This window comes from Yoonia sediminilitoris (assembly GCF_003058085.1).
In the GTDB taxonomy this organism is placed as follows: domain Bacteria; phylum Pseudomonadota; class Alphaproteobacteria; order Rhodobacterales; family Rhodobacteraceae; genus Yoonia; species Yoonia sediminilitoris.
Window position 1 is genome coordinate 536,395 of sequence record NZ_QBUD01000002.1, and the last position, 18,149, is coordinate 554,543.

The 18,149-nt window shown below is 56.7% G+C and carries 21 protein-coding genes; 15 read left to right on the forward strand and 6 right to left on the reverse strand.

The genetic code is table 11. The features are described 5' to 3' along the window. The first annotated feature begins 78 nt into the window (after positions 1–78). Positions 79–2,256 carry a catalase/peroxidase HPI gene (gene katG, locus C8N45_RS07465; protein WP_108385773.1) on the forward strand — a complete coding sequence of 726 codons (2,178 nt, stop codon included), beginning with the start codon at positions 79–81 and terminating at the stop codon, positions 2,254–2,256. Between the two features lie 147 nt (positions 2,257–2,403). On the opposite strand, the gene C8N45_RS07470 is transcribed toward katG, so the two are convergent. Then, positions 2,404–2,679, reverse strand: a complete 276-nt coding sequence (locus C8N45_RS07470; protein ID WP_375342463.1) for a YMGG-like glycine zipper-containing protein — start codon at positions 2,677–2,679, stop codon at positions 2,404–2,406. Between the two features lie 97 nt (positions 2,680–2,776). Continuing rightward, positions 2,777–3,196 (reverse strand): CBS domain-containing protein, encoded by a 420-nt coding sequence (locus tag C8N45_RS07475; RefSeq protein WP_108385583.1) that lies wholly within the window; start codon positions 3,194–3,196, stop codon positions 2,777–2,779. Positions 3,197–3,367: 171 nt separating this feature from the next. Here C8N45_RS07475 and C8N45_RS07480 point away from each other — a divergent pair, with 171 nt between their 5' ends. The 7 genes from C8N45_RS07480 to C8N45_RS07510 all read left to right on the forward strand — a co-directional run bounded on the left by C8N45_RS07480 (position 3,368) and on the right by C8N45_RS07510 (position 9,832). Continuing rightward, a complete protein-coding gene (locus C8N45_RS07480; protein WP_108385584.1) occupies positions 3,368–3,832 on the forward strand; it encodes an RrF2 family transcriptional regulator in 465 nt (154 codons plus the stop codon). Next, positions 3,829–4,500 carry a Crp/Fnr family transcriptional regulator gene (locus C8N45_RS07485; protein WP_108385585.1) on the forward strand — a complete coding sequence of 224 codons (672 nt, stop codon included), beginning with the start codon at positions 3,829–3,831 and terminating at the stop codon, positions 4,498–4,500. The genes C8N45_RS07480 and C8N45_RS07485 overlap by 4 nt, the downstream gene beginning before the upstream one ends. 110 nt (positions 4,501–4,610) lie before the next feature. Then, entirely contained in the window at positions 4,611–4,826 is a 216-nt protein-coding gene (locus tag C8N45_RS07490) for a YgaP family membrane protein (RefSeq protein ID WP_108385586.1), read from the forward strand. Between the two features lie 60 nt (positions 4,827–4,886). Then, positions 4,887–5,768 carry an MBL fold metallo-hydrolase gene (locus tag C8N45_RS07495; RefSeq protein WP_108385587.1) on the forward strand — a complete coding sequence of 294 codons (882 nt, stop codon included), beginning with the start codon at positions 4,887–4,889 and terminating at the stop codon, positions 5,766–5,768. A 30-nt stretch (positions 5,769–5,798) separates the two neighbouring features. Next, entirely contained in the window at positions 5,799–6,284 is a 486-nt protein-coding gene (locus C8N45_RS07500) for a bacterioferritin (RefSeq protein WP_108385588.1), read from the forward strand. A gap of 77 nt (positions 6,285–6,361) precedes the next feature. Beyond that, positions 6,362–8,035, forward strand: coding sequence for a bifunctional protein tyrosine phosphatase family protein/NAD(P)/FAD-dependent oxidoreductase (locus tag C8N45_RS07505; protein ID WP_108385589.1), 1,674 nt, complete (start codon positions 6,362–6,364; stop codon positions 8,033–8,035). Between the two features lie 57 nt (positions 8,036–8,092). Further along, on the forward strand, positions 8,093–9,832 hold the full coding sequence (locus tag C8N45_RS07510) for a SulP family inorganic anion transporter (RefSeq protein WP_108385590.1): 1,740 nt from the start codon (positions 8,093–8,095) through the stop codon (positions 9,830–9,832). On the opposite strand, the gene C8N45_RS07515 is transcribed toward C8N45_RS07510, so the two are convergent. The 4 genes from C8N45_RS07515 to C8N45_RS07530 are packed head-to-tail and all read right to left on the reverse strand — an operon-like array spanning position 9,829 to position 11,206. Beyond that, a complete protein-coding gene (locus C8N45_RS07515; RefSeq protein WP_108385591.1) occupies positions 9,829–10,068 on the reverse strand; it encodes a hypothetical protein in 240 nt (79 codons plus the stop codon). The genes C8N45_RS07510 and C8N45_RS07515 overlap by 4 nt on opposite strands. After that, the gene (locus C8N45_RS07520; protein ID WP_108385592.1) at positions 10,065–10,619 is read right to left on the reverse strand and encodes a DUF2953 domain-containing protein; all 555 of its coding nucleotides are present in this window, start codon (positions 10,617–10,619) and stop codon (positions 10,065–10,067) included. Before C8N45_RS07520 ends, C8N45_RS07515 begins: the two co-directional genes overlap by 4 nt. 1 nt (position 10,620) lies before the next feature. After that, the gene (locus tag C8N45_RS07525) at positions 10,621–10,968 is read right to left on the reverse strand and encodes a GerW family sporulation protein (RefSeq protein ID WP_108385593.1); all 348 of its coding nucleotides are present in this window, start codon (positions 10,966–10,968) and stop codon (positions 10,621–10,623) included. A gap of 34 nt (positions 10,969–11,002) precedes the next feature. After that, positions 11,003–11,206: a YgaP family membrane protein gene (locus C8N45_RS07530; protein ID WP_108385594.1), complete on the reverse strand. Its 204-nt coding sequence runs from the start codon at positions 11,204–11,206 to the stop codon at positions 11,003–11,005. 237 nt (positions 11,207–11,443) lie between these two features. Between C8N45_RS07530 and C8N45_RS07535 the strand changes: the two genes are divergently transcribed. The 7 genes from C8N45_RS07535 to C8N45_RS07565 are packed head-to-tail and all read left to right on the forward strand — an operon-like array spanning position 11,444 to position 18,129. Further along, the gene (locus tag C8N45_RS07535; RefSeq protein WP_108385595.1) at positions 11,444–11,929 is read left to right on the forward strand and encodes a DUF805 domain-containing protein; all 486 of its coding nucleotides are present in this window, start codon (positions 11,444–11,446) and stop codon (positions 11,927–11,929) included. Then, entirely contained in the window at positions 11,929–12,672 is a 744-nt protein-coding gene (locus C8N45_RS07540) for a hypothetical protein (RefSeq protein WP_108385596.1), read from the forward strand. Before C8N45_RS07535 ends, C8N45_RS07540 begins: the two co-directional genes overlap by 1 nt. 1 nt (position 12,673) lies before the next feature. Then, complete coding sequence (locus tag C8N45_RS07545; protein ID WP_108385597.1) at positions 12,674–13,960, forward strand: hypothetical protein; 1,287 nt, start codon at positions 12,674–12,676, stop codon at positions 13,958–13,960. Next, positions 13,929–14,885, forward strand: coding sequence for an AAA family ATPase (locus C8N45_RS07550; RefSeq protein WP_108385598.1), 957 nt, complete (start codon positions 13,929–13,931; stop codon positions 14,883–14,885). The genes C8N45_RS07545 and C8N45_RS07550 overlap by 32 nt, the downstream gene beginning before the upstream one ends. A 6-nt stretch (positions 14,886–14,891) precedes the next feature. Further along, a complete protein-coding gene (locus C8N45_RS07555; protein WP_108385599.1) occupies positions 14,892–16,196 on the forward strand; it encodes a DUF58 domain-containing protein in 1,305 nt (434 codons plus the stop codon). Continuing rightward, entirely contained in the window at positions 16,193–17,206 is a 1,014-nt protein-coding gene (locus C8N45_RS07560; RefSeq protein WP_108385600.1) for a stage II sporulation protein M, read from the forward strand. Before C8N45_RS07555 ends, C8N45_RS07560 begins: the two co-directional genes overlap by 4 nt. Further along, positions 17,203–18,129, forward strand: a complete 927-nt coding sequence (locus C8N45_RS07565) for an RDD family protein (protein ID WP_108385601.1) — start codon at positions 17,203–17,205, stop codon at positions 18,127–18,129. The genes C8N45_RS07560 and C8N45_RS07565 overlap by 4 nt, the downstream gene beginning before the upstream one ends. The last annotated feature ends 20 nt before the right edge of the window (positions 18,130–18,149 follow it).

Consider the following 18,149-nt stretch of genomic DNA (forward strand, 5'->3'; position numbering starts at 1 on the left):
TGGGATTAATGATTTCGGCGAGTTAGAATGGTTCTAAGCTGCTGAATCATCGCAGCGTCATCAGACATGGAGCAAATTATGGACGGAAATAACGTAATGAAGGGCGGTTGCCCGGTCATGCATGGCGGCAACACGGAAATCGGCAACCATCCGACCAAGTGGTGGCCCAAAACGCTCAACGTCGACATTCTGCATCAGCATGACGCCCGCGCAAACCCGATGGACCCTGACTATAATCATCGTGACGCGGTGAAAACACTCGATTTTCAGGGCGTCTGGGATGAGGTAGACAAGCTTTTGACCGATAGCCAGGTTTGGTGGCCTGCGGACTGGGGGCACTACGGCGGTCTGTTTATTCGTTTGTCATGGCACGCGGCCGGGTCCTATCGTCTGGGTGACGGTCGTGGCGGCGCTGGCACCGGCAATATCCGCTTTGAGCCGCTCAACTCCTGGCCCGATAATGCCAGCCTTGATAAGGCGCGGCGCATTCTGTGGCCGGTCAAGAAAAAATATGGCAACGCCCTGTCATGGGCTGACCTTCTGGTGCTTGCAGGCACCGTGGCCTATTCCAACATGGGTCTGAAAACCTATGGCTTTGCCTTTGGCCGCAAGGACATCTGGGGTCCCGAGATTGACATCAACTGGGGCAACGACAGTGAAATCCTTGCCCCCACCAACGAGCGGGTCACCGACGTTGAAGATGCGACGTCAATGTACAATCCGCTGGCGGCGTCACACATGGGCCTGATCTATGTGAACCCCGAAGGCGTGAACGGCAATCCCGACCCTGCAGAAACAGCCAAATATGTGCGCATGACCTTTGCACGGATGGCAATGGACGATGTGGAAACCGCCGCCTTGACCGTGGGTGGCCATACTGTTGGCAAATGCCACGGCGGCCTTGCCCCTGACGAAGTGGGCCCTGCACCTGCGGGCGCCGATATCGTGAACGCAGGCTTCGGCTGGAGCGATCCGGGCTTTAACGGCAAGGCGAACACAGCTCACACCTCTGGCCTTGAAGGGGCATGGACAACGAACCCGACCAAGTGGGACAACGGGTATCTGAACCTGCTGTTCAAATACGAATGGGAGGCAGTCAAATCCCGTGCTGGCGCGTGGCAGTGGGAGCCGATCGACATCGCTGAAGAGGACAAAGTGCCTGATGCAACCGATCCGTCGATCAAGCATAACCCGCTGATGACCGACGCTGACATGGCGATGAAGGTTGATCCGATCTATCGCGAAATCTGCGAAAAGTTCCACAAGGACCCCGATTACCTGTCCGAAACCTTTGCCAAGGCGTGGTTCAAGCTGACGCACCGCGACATGGGCCCCAAAGCCAACTACTACGGTCCGTTTGTCCCTCAGGAAGATCTGATCTGGCAAGATCCGGTGCCCGCAGGTTCCACCGACTACGACGTTGACGCGGTCAAAGCGAAAATCGCGGACAGCGGCCTGAGTGCTGCCGAGATGATCGCCACTGCGTGGGATAGTGCGCGGACCTATCGCGGCTCGGATATGCGGGGCGGGGCCAATGGTGCCCGTATTCGTCTTGCACCGCAAAAGGACTGGGCAGGCAATGAGCCGGAGCGTCTGGCCAAAGTGCTTGGTATCCTGGAGCCTATCGCTGCCGATGCGGGCGCATCTGTTGCCGACGTCATCGTTCTGGCGGGTAACGTCGGTGTTGAGCAGGCAATCAAGGCTGCGGGCCAAAGCGTACCTGTACCCTTTGCACCGGGCCGTGGTGATGCGACTGACGCGCAAACCGACGCTGACAGCTTCTCTGTGCTGGAACCGGTCGCGGACGGTTTCCGCAACTGGGAAAAGCAAAACTTCGATACCCCAGCCGAAGAGCTGTTGCTTGACCGGGCACAACTGCTGGGCCTGACTGGTGCAGAAATGACAGCGCTGGTGGGCGGACTGCGGATGCTTGGCGTCAACTATGGTGGCTCCAAGCATGGTGTCTTTACCCAGCGCGAAGGCCAACTGACGACCGACTTCTTCCAGACGATCACCGATATGGACTACAAGTGGGTTCCGGTTGAAGATGACGGCACCTACCAGTTGCAGGACCGCACAACCGGCGAGGTCAAGTACACCGCTACACGGGCCGACCTTGTTTTCGGGTCAAACTCGATCCTGCGGGCCTTTGCCGAGGTCTATGCACAAGACGATAACGAAGCAAAGTTTGTGCGAGATTTCGTTGCAGCCTGGACAAAGGTGATGAACGCGGATCGCTTCGATCTGGTCGCCTAAGATGATCATGGTTTGGGCGGGCCTTGGCCCGCCCGAACTGTATAAACCACTCGAATTATTCCTATAATTAAGGGTTTGGGGTGAGTTTTCGACAGCCCATAACACCCCAGGGTAAAAGCCCGCGTCGTTCGTCAGATGATTGCCAAATCAAGGACAGGGTGCGGTGTAGTATGTCCCGTCTCCGCGTGCGTAGGCGCAGGTTTGGGTTGCGTTGTTCTGCGCGACAATTGTACCTGCTGCCGCACCGACAAGCGCGGCTATCAATTTCCAGTCATCATCCGCCTTGAGCATATCAGCGGTTATCAGCCCCGCTGCCGCACCGGCGGTGACACCGACAACCGTGCGCTGTTCACTCGTGAGGTTTTCACAGCCGGGCAGTAATAAAACGCCACTTACGGCGACTAATTTCAAAAAATGTTGCATCATCTCGAATTCCTCCTTGGATGAGCAAGTTCAGTTACAGGGAAACGATGGTAGTGGTCGACTGACTGCACGTCGTCAGGCCCACCTTCTTTTTTGGCTATGCGTGATGATCAGCGACCGCGTGCAGCAACTCGCCCGATAGATCGCGGCCGACCGAATGTGCAACGTCGCCAAGGCTGAGCATCCCAACCAAACGTTTATTGTCGTCAAGTACCGGAAGCCGGCGAATTTTCTTCTGATCCATCAGGTGAATGGCGTCTTCGACGGTTTCGTTGGTCCGGCAATAGACAATCCCCTCCGTCATCACGTCCTTTGCGGTGGTTGTTTTCGGGTCACGACCAGCGGCGACAACCCTGAGAGCGATGTCGCGATCCGTAATCATGCCAATCAATTTATCGTCCTTGCCGACGGGGACGGCGCCGATATCATCTTTCTCCATCAGGTTTGCGATATCACTCACCGACGTGTCGGCGCTGACCCAATCGGCGTGCTCATGCATTGCTTTCGAGATTTTCATCTATGCCTCCTTTTCTGGATTCCTGATTTCGCATCATAAACGGCTCAGCAGTCGCGGGATTGATCGTCGTCAATACGATAGATGCAGGATAAATGGGTCCTGACCCTAAACTGGTTATGTTTGCAAAAGCATTATTTCAAAACTATCTTTACGGTAAGAACAGGATGCACCTTGAAGCTGACCAGCTATTCCAACTACGCCATGCGCTCTTTGCAGCTTGCTGCGCTGAAATCTCCTGACCTCGTCCGGATCGATGACGTGGCGCGTATTCACAACCTGTCGCGCCCGCACATCACAAAGATCGTGTATGAGCTCGGGCGCGCGGGGTATCTAGAAACAGTCCGCGGGCGCGGCGGCGGCTTTCGGCTTGCGCGGCCGGCAGAGGACATCATCGTGGGCGATGTGATCCGCGTGACCGAAGGGCCACTGGATGTTGTCGAATGTTTCAACCCCGAAAAGAACACCTGCCCATTGATGGGTATCTGTGTACTCTCGCGGAAAATGCAGGAAGCTATGGCGGCTTTCATGGCGGTGCTTGATGATCTGACGATTGCGGATATTGCAGCCAACAGGGGCCAGTTGATGGAACGGATTGCGCCATTGGAATTGCCCCGCAAGGATAGGGCCGGATCATGAGCATGGAAACTGAGTGGGTTGACCGCTTTCCCGGCTTGTCGCGACTGGAAGAACCGGTCAAGCAGCTTCTTTTGACGCGCAGCACGGTGATCAACGTCCCCGGCGGCACCACGATTTTCGGCCCCGGAAATTCGCCCGAGAATATGTTGTTTCTTCTGGATGGGACGGTGCGGGTGCAGCAGGTATCGGACACCGGCCACGAAATTGTGCTTTACCGTATCCATGCCGGGCAAAGCTGTGTGCTGACCACGGCTTGCCTGCTGGCCTATGAAAACTACTCGGCCGAAGGGATCACCGAAACAGCCGTGCAAGCGGCCGCGGTGCCCCGAGATGTGTTTGATGATCTGGTGGCGAAGTCCAAATCGTTCCGCAATTTTGTGTTTGCAGCTTTTTCCAAACGCATTACCGATCTTTTCCTGATGATCGACGAAGTTGCCTTTCAGCGGCTTGACGTGCGGCTTGCCGACAAGCTGATCGAACTGGCCGCCGACAAGGACACGATCGCCACCACGCATCAAAAGCTGTCGGTCGAACTGGGCACAGCGCGCGAAGTCATCTCGCGCCAGCTTCAGGAATTTCAGCGCCGGGGCTGGATCGAACAAAGCCGCGGCAGTGTGACATTGCTGGATCGCACACAGCTTGCCCGGCTTGCCGACCACAACAGCTAACCCGCTTCAATAGAATTTGCCGCATCTCCCGCGCCTTGGTGACAATGTCACCGACGTGCCGCGCGTAAAGGGCTATTCAAGATACAGCTTTAAAAAAAGGAGACGTCGCTATGACTGCAAATGTTGGAACAATCGACCGCATTTTCCGCCTGATTCTAGGAATCGTATTGCTTGCATTGCCATTTGTCAGTGGGCTCGCGGTTTTTGACAGTACAACTGCAACAGTTCTTTCAGTTGGAGTGGGTATTGTGATGCTTGCCACCTCTACAATGCGGTTCTGTCCGCTTTACCGCATCCTTGGAATCCAGACCTGCAAAACACGCTGATCAAGACCGGGTTACGTAACAGCACTTCACCTGCTGGCTAATCCAAAAGAAGGAAACGAAATGACCTACCCTGTAAATATGTCCCTCAAACCTGAGGTTTCTGCCCATTTTGATGAGGCCACAAACACCATCAGCTATATCGTCAAGGATCCCACAAGCGATCATTGTGCCATTGTCGACAGCGTGATGGATATCGATTATGCCGCTGGCCGGATCACTTATGGCCACGCTGATGCGTTGATCGCCGAGGTCGGAAAGCGCGGTCTGACCCTTGACTGGATCATCGAAACCCACGTCCACGCCGACCACCTGAGCGCGGCGCCCTACATCCAGCAAAAGCTGGGTGGCAAAATTGGCGTCGGCTCCAAAATCATGGTGGTGCAGGATACGTTCGGCAAGATCTTCAACGAAGGCACTGAATTCCAGCGCGACGGCTCCCAATTCGACAAACTGTTCGAAGACGGCGACACCTACAAGATCGGGAATATGGAGGCCTTTGCCATCTATACGCCCGGCCACACGCCCGCCTGCATGGTGCATGTGATCGGCGATGCGGCATTTGTCGGCGATACGCTGTTCATGCCCGATGGCGGGTCGGCCCGTGCCGATTTCCCCGGTGGGGACGCAGCCACGCTTTATGACAGTATCCAAAAGGTCCTGACCCTGCCCGACGATATGCGCCTGTTCATGTGCCACGACTACGGGCCGAACGGCCGCGACATCCAGTGGGAAACCACGGTTGGCGACGAAAAAGCGCATAATATCCATGTCGGTGCCGGTAAAACCCGCGAGGATTTCATCAAGTTCCGCACCGAGCGTGACGCGCAACTGGATATGCCCAAGCTGATCATCCCGTCACTTCAGGTGAACATGCGCGCAGGCGAAGTGCCCAAGGACGAGGATGGTAATCCGATGCTGAAGGTGCCTGTCAACGTCCTGTAACAAGGCCCACAGAAAAATCGAGGACAAACCATGTCTAACAACACTACCATAGAGAACCTGAACAAGGCGCTTCAGATGGAAATGTCTGCAGCGCACCAGTATCAACTGCATGCACATGTGCTCGATGATTGGGGGCTGAACATTCTGGCAGGCAAAATGCGCGAGGAACAGGCCGAGGAACTCGGCCATTCCGACCTTTTCCTGGAACGTATCATGTTCCTGAAAGGCACACCGGAAATCGCGTTTGCCAAACCCCCGCAGCGCGCCGAAACCCTACAGGACATGTTCAAGGCCGATCTGGCCGATGAGAAAGAGGCCATCGATTTCTATATCAAATCGGCAAAGCAGGCCAATGATGCCAATGACGTTGGTTCGCGGATGCTCTTCGAACAGATCGCGATGGATGAAGAAGGGCACAAAGCGTGGCTGGAACTGCAACTCGACCTGATGGAACGCATTGGCGAAAAAGCCTACGGTGCCAAGCAGGTCTCTTTTGCAGCCGAAGAGAACGCTTAAGCGTAACTGTGCGGATTGGTGTTGGCCCGACGGACGCGGCCAACACCATTTCCACAAGATAAAGGATAGATCCGACTATGAATATTCATCACATCGATAAGGCCTTTGCTGTTTCGGAACAGATCACGCCCGGCGATATACCCGCCATCAAGGACGCAGGCTTTCGCGCAATCATCTGCAACCGCCCCGATGGCGAAGGTGCGGACCAACCGACATTTAACGAAATCGCCAAGGCGGCAAAGAAGGTCGGGATCGAAACCGTTTATCAACCGATTGTCGCAGGCAAGGTCGGCGATGAAGATGCGGCAGCCTTTGACAAGGCCCTGACCGAATTGCCCGGCCCGACGATGGCCTATTGCCGGACGGGCACACGCTCGGCCACGCTGTGGTCGCTCAGTCAGGCGGAAAAGCGCAGCCTTGCCGATATCCTCGCCGCCACCAAGGCGGCCGGATATGACATGGCCGGTGTTGTGCGGCGCATCGTCAACGGTGGCAAGACGCCCACGGATACGGGCGACGCCAGCTATGAAATTGTCATCGTGGGGGCCGGGGCCGGTGGAATCGCCGCCGCTGCCAGCCTGAAAAGCCGCAAGCCCGGACTTGAGATTGCAATCATTGACCCTGCCGATGTGCATTACTACCAGCCCGGTTGGACCATGGTTGGCGGCGGCATATTTGATGCGCAAGACACAGTGCGCACCATGGGGTCGCTAATCCCGCGCGGCGTGCATTGGATCAAATCGGCTGTCGCCGCGTTTGAACCGCAGAAAAACGCCGTCATTCTGGATGGTTGCCGCGTCGTCAAATACGAACGCCTGATCGTGTGCCCCGGACTCAAGCTGGACTGGCACAAGGTCGAGGGTCTGGTCGATACATTGGGCAAGAACGGTGTGACCTCCAACTACCGCTACGATCTGGCGCCCTACACGTGGGAACTGGTCAATGGCATGACGGAAGGTCGCGCGATCTTTACCCAGCCGCCAATGCCGATCAAATGCGCAGGTGCCCCACAAAAGGCGATGTATCTGTCAGCTGATGCCTGGCACCGGCGCGGTGTGCTGAAGAATATCGACATTCATTTCAACAATGCCGGAGGGGTACTGTTCGGGGTCAAGGATTACGTCCCCGCCCTGATGAAATACGTCGAAAAATACAACGCGCATCTGAATTTCTTTCACAATCTGGTTGCTGTGGATGGCCCCGCCAAAAAGGCGTGGTTCGATGTGGCCAAGCCGGACACACCGGTTGAGCGGGTCGAAATGGAATTCGACATGATGCACGTCTGCCCGCCGCAGACAGCGCCTGATTTTATCCGTGTCTCGCCCTTGGCCGATGCCGCAGGGTGGATTGACGTGGATCAGGCCACGCTGCGCCACAAGACCTATGACAATGTCTGGTCCCTGGGTGATGTGATGAATGCACCAAATGCAAAAACAGCCGCTGCTGCGCGGGTTCAGGCACCCGTTGTCGCGGAAAACATCATCGCGGACATGCGGGGCGGATCAGCTGTGGCGCAATATAACGGTTACGGGTCCTGCCCGCTGACTGTCGAACGCGGCAAAATCGTTCTGGCAGAGTTTGGCTATGGCGGCACCCTGCTTCCCAGCTTTCCCAAGGCGATCATTGATGGCACAAAACCAACCCGCGCGGCCTGGTTCCTGAAAGAGAAACTGCTGCCCCCTGTCTATTGGAAAGGCATGCTCAAAGGGCGCGAGTGGATGGCCAAGCCAGAAAAGATCACAGCCAAGTAACGCAACACCGCCGTTCTTGCATCCAGCGGGAACGGCTCCCAATTTGTCGAGAGAAAAATGTCACCTGCCCTTATTCGGTTCCTGCCCATTTTGTCATGGGGGCGGACCTATAATCGCACAGCCCTGTCCAACGATCTTGTCGCGGCACTGATCGTCACGATCATGCTGATCCCGCAATCGTTGGCCTATGCGTTGTTGGCCGGATTGCCGCCAGAAGCTGGGCTTTATGCATCAATTGTGCCGATCGTGCTTTATGCGGTGTTCGGCACAAGCCGTGCGCTGGCCGTTGGCCCCGTCGCGGTTGTGTCATTGATGACGGCGGCGGCCCTGTCCAATATCGTGGAACAAGGGACAATGGGCTATGCGGTCGCAGCCCTCTCACTTGCGGGCCTGTCTGGGGCTATCCTGCTGGCGATGGGTCTGTTTCGTCTGGGTTTTGTGGCGAATTTTCTGTCGCATCCGGTGATTGCGGGCTTCATCACCGCATCGGGCATCATCATCGCCGCCAGCCAACTCAAGCATATCCTCGGGATTGACGCCTCTGGTCATAATCTGCTGGAGCTGGTGATTTCGCTGGTTGAACATCTGCCTGAAATCAACTGGATCACGACCATCATCGGCGTTCTCGCCACCGGCTTTCTGTTCTGGGTGCGCAAGGGGCTCAAGCCGCTGTTGCAGCGGATGGGTCTTGGCACCGGTCTGACGGGTGTTCTGGTGAAAACCGGGCCTGTCGCGGTCGTTGTCGTGACAACAGCGGCTGTCTGGCTTTTTGGGCTTGCCGACATGGACGTCAAGATCGTTGGCAGCGTCCCACAAAGCCTGCCACCGCTGACGCTCCCCTCATTCTCGCCTGCGCTTCTTGGCCAGCTCTTGCTGCCTGCATTCCTGATCTCGATCATCGGATTTGTGGAGTCCATTTCGGTGGCCCAGACACTTGCCGCCAAGAAGCGGCAACGCATTGATCCCGATCAGGAACTGATCGGTCTGGGGGCTGCGAACATCGGCGCGTCACTCACCGGTGGCTTTCCGGTTACGGGTGGGTTCTCGCGGTCGGTCGTGAATTTTGACGCAGGCGCCGAGACGCCAGCCGCCGGGGCGTTCACCGCCGTGGGACTGGCAATTGCAGCGTTGGCGTTGACGCCGCTGATCTTTTTTCTGCCCAAGGCCACTTTGGCCGCGACGATCATTGTCGCCGTCCTCAGTCTGGTCGATTTTTCGATCCTCAAGCGCAGCTGGGCCTATTCAAAAGCTGATTTTGCCGCTGTTCTGGCCACAATTGTGCTGACCTTGGCCATGGGTGTGGAGGCTGGCGTGTCCGCCGGGGTTCTGTTGTCCGTGCTCTTGCACCTCTACAAGACCTCGAAGCCGCATATCGCAGAGGTGGGGCAGGTTCCGGGCACAGAACACTACCGCAATGTCCTGCGCCACGAGGTCCTGACCGACCCTGCTGTTGTCACCCTGCGCGTGGATGAAAGCCTGTATTTTGCAAATGCCCGCTATCTTGAGGAAAAGATTCAAAGCCGGGTCGCAAAAGACAAGGATATCCGCCACGTCATCCTGCAATGCTCCGCGATCAACGAGATTGACTTCAGCGCACTGGAATCGCTGGAAATGATCAATGAGCGTTTGCGCGAAATGAACGTCAAACTTCACCTGTCAGAGGTCAAGGGGCCGGTAATGGACCGCTTGCAGAAGGCGCATTTCCTGTCGGACCTGACCGGGCGGGTCTTTTTATCTCAATTTGACGCGGCGCAAACCGTAAACAGGAAAACCGACCTGGCCGCACCCGCAGGCTAGGTCAACAATTCCGTTGCGGCGGGGCATAATGCCGTGACCCGATCAAGCGGGACGCGCGCGCCCATCATATCCAGCGCCTTGGTTGTGGCGCCATCCTGAACCAGCACAAACGCGGGGTGCTTGCCACAACGGCAAAAGGCACCCCGCTTGGCGATCTGCGCTGCGATGGTCTGTTCACTGATGATCGTAATCGCATATCTGCCAACCGTCTGTGATGATCCCAGAACATAGGTCATTTGAATGGTCCCAAAAGCCGCCAGAGAAATCCCAACATGGGCCGCACCAAGGCAACCGGAGTAACATGAAACTGCGCCGTCGCGGTCCCCCGCAGGCAAGCGCCACCAAAATCAGGGCGCAGGTTGACCTGCCCCAACGGGCCATAGATCAGCGGGGTCAGATGCCCGAATAGCTGACCGGTGTCTGCCGGGTCATCCAGTCCGAAATCAGCATCGACCCGCAGAAAATCAAATTTAATGGCGTGCAGCATCCGCCCGATCACGTGCGGCAATTCCGCAAGGACTTCCCCGCGTACTCCTCTCCGTCTTCTGCGCTGCATGCGCTTTTTTCGTTTCCGTGTTGGCTGTTTTTGTTTGCTTGGCGTGGGTTTCCGGCTGCTGTCATAGACCATGATTGAGGGGAATACGCCACCAAGCGGACGCAGAGAGACAGTCGCCCGCCTGATGACGTTCCACTGCAATGACATCTGGACGTAAACAGGCAGACTTACGAGTGGGAGGATCATAAGTGCCAGTGCCACGCCCGACCAAAGCAGGATTTGCACGGCCATCTCAGGCCTCTTTTGACGATCCGCTGCGCTGATCCAGGGCGTGTGCTGCCGCGTCGCCCAGAACTTCGGTCAGACCGGAAATCGCACCTTTCACGGCTTCGACCCGCGCGCCCTTGTCATCAAGTATGATTGCGCCAATGGGTTTGATACCGCCGCCGCCGCCGGTACCGCCGGTATTTCCGGTCTTGCCGCCATCGCTGCCACCTGCCCCAAAGCCAAATCCGTAGCTGACGATGGGGATGACGGTGGACCCGTCTTTTTCAATCGGGTCGCCAAGGACATTCTTGGCATTCAGCAAACGGTCGAGTTCTTCAACCGTGTTCTTGAGTAGTTCTTCTACATTGTTCATGTGATGCTCCAACTACTGAAATTTTTCAGGACATTCAGGTCTTGATGCCCAACAAGCTATACAGCGGGCAGACCCCCAAAAGCGCTGTGAGCGTCAAGATCCCGCCCACGACGATCATGACAAAGACAGCAATGGCGTTGCCCCCCAATCCCATGAAATTTGTCAAAGGAGCCACAATCAAAGCGACGCCAATCAGTAGTCGAACAAGACGATCCCATTTTCCAACATTTGTTGTCATTTTTTCCCCCAACCATTCTGCTGAAGCGGACAAAGCCCGCCAACCTGACACCCAAGGTAGACCAGGCGTCCTTGTGCAGATTGACATACCTCAAGGGAGCGGCGCTTTTAGGGTCAGGACCCTGAGCAGATATTGCGCCTCTTTCTGGGTTAATGATTATTTTGAAATAAACTTGCCAAATTTTCGCCATCATGCTTTGAAAATTGCATAGTTGGAAAAACCGAATGGATTACAATTATGACCTTTTCTGAATCAGTGCGCACATGTTTGCGCGAAAAATACGCCACCTTTTCCGGCCGTGCGTCGCGATCTGAATATTGGTGGTACTTTCTATTCATCATGCTGGTATATTTTGCTTTGATCATCGTGATGGGTGTCTTCGGCGGCGCAACGGCCGCGATCAACCCAAACATGGGCAACGGTGATCTTGAAAATGGCCTTGGTATGGGCATGATCATTAGTATTATCTTGATCGGTGTTTTCTGGTTGGCCGTTCTGTTGCCGTCAATCGCAGTTGTCGTGCGCCGCTTGCACGACCGGAATCTATCCGGGTGGTGGTATCTGGGTCTGATACTTGTCGGGATCGTGCCAATTATTGGACCGATTGTCAGTTTAGTCGGCGGGATCGTCTTTTTCGTGATAATGTGTCTGAAGGGAACGGATGGCCCCAACAAATACGGTGCTGACCCGCTAAAAGGTGGCGAAGCGGACATATTTAGCTGATGCCAAAGATAAACCGGCGCGGCTATCTGCGCCGGTTTCTGTTTTTTACGTGTGTTGCCCTGTCCGGGCTCATCGGCGGCGTGGCTGTCGCACAGGAAGAGACAACTTTTCTGACACCGGATATCGACCCTGATGGCCCTTATTTGCAGGCGGTTGACGGGCGCCGCACGGTATCAACCGACCTGCGTTATGTGGATGAAACAAGCCTTGATCTGCTGACCGGCGACCGCCCGAGGGCCGCAGCCCGTCCGACGATTTCGCCGCCCAGCGGCCCCGTTTTCAGTCTTGGGTCCAACGGTGTTTTCATCATCGTGGCGCTATTTGCTGTCCTTTTGTTTTTGTTCCTGAAATTCGGGGCAGGGGGGGCGTTGCTCCGGCCTGATCCGAATGTGGAAAAGAAGCCGCGCAAGCGCGCCAAGGCGTGGGGTCTGACAGCGGCAGAAGGTTCGGCCGGTGACATTCTGGCGCAAATACGGGCGATGCCGTCGCGCCGCGAGGCGTTGATTTTGCTGTTGCGCCATTGCCTTTTGCAGGCTGCCGATGAAACCAACACCAACTTTCGCCGCGCTGACACAGAACGCGAAGCATTGGGCCGGTTGCCCGATGGGTGGCGCCGCTACACGCAATTGAAAACCATCCTGACCAAGGCAGAACTGGTCCATTACGGCGGCCGCGATATCGGCGACGATGAATTTGAAGCCCTGCTACAAAATGGCGCGCAAATCCTGACAGAGGCGCGCTGAAATGGGTGACAATAAATCAGGCTTCATCATCTTTGGTTGTATCACGGCGCTGTTATTGCTGTTCATGTATGGCGGCGGCGGGAACACGGGCATTGATCGTTCGCCTATCGGCACCACTGGTCTGTCGGTCTGGCTGGAAGAAAACGACATTCGCACCGACCGGTCGCATCGCCGGACCACATTGACAGAGCAGGACATCGCCTTGCGTATCCTGCCGCTATACGATGTTGAGTTGGACCGCGATGCTCCTGTTACGGCCAACCGCGAAGAACGCCGCAGTGGTGACAATCTGCGCGATATCGACAGATCGATCTATTATGAGAAGGTCAGATATGTGCCCACATTGGTGGCCTTGCCCAAATGGCGGGCAGGTGTGCTCGAGTTGGGTCTGGTCGATAAGCAACTGCTGATCCCCACATTCCGGCTGAAGAACTTGCGCGCAAGTATGAACGTGCCAAATCTGCGGATCGTGCGCCCGACAGACAAGTTTCTGGCCGATCGTTCTGGTGTCACGCTTTATGCTCCGCAACTCTTTGAAACCGAGTCTGTGCGGGGGGATTGTCGACCGACCCTGTCGCTGGACGCAGGCGTGTTGATTGCGCAATGTGCCATTTACGATGCGATGCCGCATTACATCCTGTCCGATCCTGATTTTATGAATAATCACGGGCTGGCCTTGGGCGACAATGCCGCCATCGCACTGGATGTGATTAACGGGCTTGTCGACGGTCGTGACGGCACCGTCTATATTGACACTGCGTCAGACATCTTGCTGGCTCCGACCCCTGATGCACCACGCGAAATCCGGCCCCGCACGACCGAGGAAATTTCGCGGTTTCTGACCTATCCGTTTTCGCTGATCTGGATTGGCGCATGCATCTGTTTTGTTGTGCTGCTTTGGCGTGGCCTGATCCGTTTTGGCCCCCCCGGCCGGGTGGGTGATGGGCGGATTGCGGCGTCGAAAACCGCATCCATCGAAAGCAAGGGCTATCTGCTGCGCCTCGCGGGCGAGGATCATGCGCTGCTGCGTGCCTATGTCACTGACAAGATGGTTGCCGTCGGGCATGACATCATGGGCCGACATGTCCAGATTGAGCGCCCGAAGCTAATCAAACGCCTGAAAGCCATTGCCCCGAAAATTGCGCCTGATCTGGAGGCCGCGCTGGAGGCTGTTGACCAGATGGACGCCCAGACCACGCGCGCCGATCTGACCCGATTGGCCGAAAGATTTGAAGAGATTTACCGGAGATTACGTGATGAACTTGGACATGTTTCGCGACGTCGTTGAGACGGCGCGCGCTGAAATCGGCAAGACCGTGCACGGTCAGGACGAGATTGTCACCAGTCTGTTGGTGGCCGTCTTTGCCCGTGGGCATTGTCTGCTGGAGGGTCCTCCGGGAACGGCGAAAACGCTGCTGGCCAAAACATTGTCACAGACGATGGCGCTTGATTTTGGCCGCATCCAGTTCACCCCGGACCTGATGCCGGGAGATGTGCTGGGGGCCAACATCTTCAATTTCCAGACCGGCTCGTTCACCCTGACCAAAGGGCCGGTGTTTACCGATATTTTACTGGCTGACGAAATCAACCGCGCCCCGCCAAAGACCCAGTCATCCCTGTTGCAGGCGATGAACGAACGGCAGGTCACGATTGACGGGGTGACCTATCCGCTGGGCGCCGACTTCTTTGTTGTTGCCACCCAGAACCCGATTGAACAGCAGGGCACCTATCCGCTGCCAGAGGCGCAACTTGACCGTTTCCTTTTCAAGCTGATCGTCGATTTCCCCGACCGCGATGCAGAGGTGGAAATCCTGAGCCGCAACCGCAACAAGCCCGTTGGCGAAGAACGCACGACGGATGATGTCGCCAAGACGATCAGCGGCGATACGCTGGCTGCTGGCCGTGCGCTGGTTGATAGTATCCGGCTGGATGACACCATCCTGAACTATATCGTGGATCTGATCCGCGCGACACGGAATGATGCTGAAATCCGCCATGGGGCATCGACCCGTGCGGCGGATGCGCTGGCCTCTGCCGTGCGCGCCAAGGCCGCGATTGAGGGCCGCGACTATGCGATCCCCGACGATGTGCAGGCGCTGTTGATACCGGCGATGCGCCATCGCATCGTGCTTGGTCCGACCGCCGAAATCGAAGGCCGTGTGCCAGAGGACGTGCTGGGCAATATCCTCAATCGTATCGACGCGCCACGGTAAGACAGGATGCGCCCCTCTCGCCTTTTGGTCATCCTTTCGGTTGGCCTGTTGCTGATCACTTGCGTCGTGGCGATGACGCAAGCCGATGCAGGCTGGACGATCCGTATTATTTGGGGGGCACTGGCGGCGGTTGCACTGTTTGATCTGGCGTTTTCGCGCACGGGCCGGTCTGTGCAGTTGCAGGCCAAGATACCTGATCAGATCTTTGCGGGCACCACTGCCGTTGTGGATATGACCCTGACCTCGACCAAGGGCGACTTGCCCAAAGGCCTTGGCATGCGGTTTCAGATGGCGCCGGAACTAACGGTGGAGCCATTCCAGTGGGATAACATCGGCCCAGAGGCCAGATTTGACCTGCCGTTGACCTGCAAGGCGCGGGGCAAGTTCATGTTTGAACGGGTCTGGCTGTTCTGGCCTTCGCGTTTTGGGCTGTTTGACATCATTTCAAGCAAGAAGGTCGATCACGAAATTGCAGGCGTGCCCAATATCCAGCCGGTGCTGTCGGGGCAGATTACCACAATCGTGCAGGCAGAACTTTATGGCGTGAAGGATACCACCTTTCGCGGTGAAGGGTCGGAGTTCCACCAGTTGCGCGACTTTACCACGGGGATGGACCCGCGGTTGATCGACTGGAAACGCTCTGCCCGCCACGGCGGTCTGGTCGCGCGCGAAACCCATGTGGAACAGAACCACCAGATCATCATGTGCGTCGACAATGGCTATCTGATGCGCGAAGAGATCGCGGGCCTGCCCAAGATCGACAGGGCCATCAACGCGGCCCTTGCCACAACATGGGCGGCGGGCATCGGCGGCGATATGGTCGCGTTTTTCAGTTTTGACAGCCGGCCACGGTCTTTCATTCCGCCTGCGCCGGGGCGCGCGGCGTTCAACCGGATCAGGGCCGAAGCGGCGGCGCTGGATTACAGTAGCGTGGAAAGCAACCACACACTGGCCTTGGCGCATCTGAACGGACTGCTGAACCGGCGTTCGCTTATCATTGTCTTTTCAGACTTTGTGGACAGCATCACGGCCGAACTGATGGTCGAAAATCTGGCGGTGCTAAACCGCCATCACCTGCTGATCTTTGTGGCGCTGAATGACCCGGCCTTGCAGCAGATCACCAACCCTGATGAGCTGACGCTCAACAACGTGGCCAAAGCGGTGGCGGGTGGCCAGATCGAAAAGGAACGGCAGCTTGTACTGGACAAGTTGCGCAGGCTGGGCGTGGTCTGTCTGGATATCAGCCCGGACCAACTGACGCCGGAGCTTGTCTCTGCCTATCTCGATATCAAGGCGCGGGAATTGATATGACAAATGTTGGCACAACCACGGACCTGCGCTCTGTCAGGTTTCGCCGCGAACGCGAAGCAGGCTGGAAACGGCTTGAGGCGCTGGTCGCGCAGGTGGAACGCAAGGGGATGCGCCACTTGTCATTCGACGAGGCGCGCGAGCTGACATCGACATATCGCCAGACCATCAATTCCTTGTCTGTGGCGCGTGAGATTTCGCTTGATCATGCGCTCTTGACCTATCTCGAAAATCTGGCGGCGCGGGCCTATCTGGTGATCTACGCGCCACAGGCCAGCATTGGCAGTCTGATCACCAAACTGTTGGTGTCGGGGATACCCCACGCTTTTCGCCGTTCGGTCCCTGTGCTGACCATCGGTTTTGGGCTGATGATTATCGGTGCACTCATCGGCTTTGCGCTGGTGAGTGGTGACAGCACCTGGTTCTATACCTTTGTGCCCGGTGAACTGGCAGGTGATCGCGGGCCGGGTGCATCCCGCGCGGCGCTGGAAACCTCACTCTTTGGTCAAGATACTCTCCATCAAAACGCCTTGGCGGCCTTCGCGGCCTATCTGATTTCGCACAACACCCAAGTGGCGATATTATGCTTTGCGCTGGGCGTGTTCTGGACGCTGCCCACTGCTTTTTTGACATTCTACAACGGCACAATTCTGGGCGCATTTGTTGCCGTTTTTGCCGAAAAGGGGCTGGGCTACGAGGTGTTTGGCTGGCTCTCCATTCACGGCGTGACAGAGATATCGGCGATTTGCGTCGCCGCTGCGGGTGGCGCGCAACTGGGGTTGGCCATGCTGTTGCCCGGAGAGATGACGCGCAAGGACGCCCTGCGGGTCAGGGGGCGTGACGCAACGAAATTATTGATCCTTGCGGCGATCATGCTGTTCGCGGCGGGCATCCTTGAGGGGTTTTTGCGCCAGCTTGTGCAATCGACGGAACTGCGGCTGCTTATCGGCTGGGGCGCGGGCGCGCTGTGGCTGTGCTGGCTGTTATTCAGCGGACGGGGCGCCAAGGGATGAGCAGGAAGCCGCAAAAATCCGCAGCAGAGTTCAACAGGGATCATCTGAAGCGCGAGCAGAAGAAGATGCTGCTGATCACGCCGCCGGAGGGTGTCCCGCTATTGTTTCGCCGCGCGTCACTCGGGGCGCGTCTCGGGGCGCAATTGCTTGATCTGCTGATCACCTATGGCAGCCTTTTGTTGCTGGCATTTCTTGTGACTTACTTGTCCTGGGCGTCGTGGTTTTCCGAAACGACAGAGGCGCTCTTTGCCATTTTGGCGTTTCTGGTGCGTGCGCCCTACTACATCCTGACCGAACTGGTCTGGAACGGGCGCACCATTGGCAAGCGGATCGTCAAGATCAGGGTGATTTCGGTCAACGGCCGCAGGCTGGACCCCCATCAGGTCGTCGTGCGCAACCTGATGAAAGAGGCAGAGGTTTTCCTGCCCATCATGTTGGTGATCGGCGTGATGACATCGTCTGGCTGGGTCAAACTGGCGATGGCTGTATGGTTGCTTTTTGTGTTCGCGGTGCCGCTCTTTTCAAGGCAAAACCAGCGTTTGGGCGACATGATCGCGGGCACATGTGTGGTCGAGCAGCCGAAAATCGCCCTTGCGAAAGAACTGACAGAGCGGACCCACGTGGCCACTGAAAAGTTCGTATTTGAGCCGCATCATCTGGAACATTACGGGCGGTTTGAATTGCAGTCGCTTGAGCGCATCTTGCGTGATCCGGCGCGGTCACAGGCGGCCTATGATCGGGACAAAGAGGTCGCCCGGACCATCGCCAAAAAGATTGGTTTCACTGACCGGATCGCTGACATGGAAGCCAGCGAATTCCTGTCATCCTTTTATGGAGCGCAGCGTGCGTCACTGGAATCGGGTCAGATTTTTGGGGATGTGCGTGAGGACAAGCTGCACGGCAAGAACGGCAAGTCATGGTAGGCCGCCCCGACAGGGACGGC

Bases quoted from the DNA above. Each gene is read 5' to 3' on its own strand.
- katG (WP_108385773.1), top strand. From the start codon at position 79: ATGGACGGAAATAACGTAATGAAGGGCGGTTGCCCGGTCATGCATGGC.
- C8N45_RS07470 (WP_375342463.1), bottom strand. From the start codon at position 2,679: ATGCAACATTTTTTGAAATTAGTCGCCGTAAGTGGCGTTTTATTACTG.
- C8N45_RS07475 (WP_108385583.1), bottom strand. From the start codon at position 3,196: ATGAAAATCTCGAAAGCAATGCATGAGCACGCCGATTGGGTCAGCGCC.
- C8N45_RS07485 (WP_108385585.1), top strand. From the start codon at position 3,829: ATGAGCATGGAAACTGAGTGGGTTGACCGCTTTCCCGGCTTGTCGCGA.
- C8N45_RS07490 (WP_108385586.1), top strand. From the start codon at position 4,611: ATGACTGCAAATGTTGGAACAATCGACCGCATTTTCCGCCTGATTCTA.
- C8N45_RS07495 (WP_108385587.1), top strand. From the start codon at position 4,887: ATGACCTACCCTGTAAATATGTCCCTCAAACCTGAGGTTTCTGCCCAT.
- C8N45_RS07500 (WP_108385588.1), top strand. From the start codon at position 5,799: ATGTCTAACAACACTACCATAGAGAACCTGAACAAGGCGCTTCAGATG.
- C8N45_RS07505 (WP_108385589.1), top strand. From the start codon at position 6,362: ATGAATATTCATCACATCGATAAGGCCTTTGCTGTTTCGGAACAGATC.
- C8N45_RS07510 (WP_108385590.1), top strand. From the start codon at position 8,093: ATGTCACCTGCCCTTATTCGGTTCCTGCCCATTTTGTCATGGGGGCGG.
- C8N45_RS07515 (WP_108385591.1), bottom strand. From the start codon at position 10,068: ATGACCTATGTTCTGGGATCATCACAGACGGTTGGCAGATATGCGATT.
- C8N45_RS07520 (WP_108385592.1), bottom strand. From the start codon at position 10,619: ATGGCCGTGCAAATCCTGCTTTGGTCGGGCGTGGCACTGGCACTTATG.
- C8N45_RS07525 (WP_108385593.1), bottom strand. From the start codon at position 10,968: ATGAACAATGTAGAAGAACTACTCAAGAACACGGTTGAAGAACTCGAC.
- C8N45_RS07530 (WP_108385594.1), bottom strand. From the start codon at position 11,206: ATGACAACAAATGTTGGAAAATGGGATCGTCTTGTTCGACTACTGATT.
- C8N45_RS07535 (WP_108385595.1), top strand. From the start codon at position 11,444: ATGACCTTTTCTGAATCAGTGCGCACATGTTTGCGCGAAAAATACGCC.
- C8N45_RS07540 (WP_108385596.1), top strand. From the start codon at position 11,929: ATGCCAAAGATAAACCGGCGCGGCTATCTGCGCCGGTTTCTGTTTTTT.
- C8N45_RS07545 (WP_108385597.1), top strand. From the start codon at position 12,674: ATGGGTGACAATAAATCAGGCTTCATCATCTTTGGTTGTATCACGGCG.
- C8N45_RS07550 (WP_108385598.1), top strand. From the start codon at position 13,929: ATGAACTTGGACATGTTTCGCGACGTCGTTGAGACGGCGCGCGCTGAA.
- C8N45_RS07555 (WP_108385599.1), top strand. From the start codon at position 14,892: ATGCGCCCCTCTCGCCTTTTGGTCATCCTTTCGGTTGGCCTGTTGCTG.
- C8N45_RS07560 (WP_108385600.1), top strand. From the start codon at position 16,193: ATGACAAATGTTGGCACAACCACGGACCTGCGCTCTGTCAGGTTTCGC.
- C8N45_RS07565 (WP_108385601.1), top strand. From the start codon at position 17,203: ATGAGCAGGAAGCCGCAAAAATCCGCAGCAGAGTTCAACAGGGATCAT.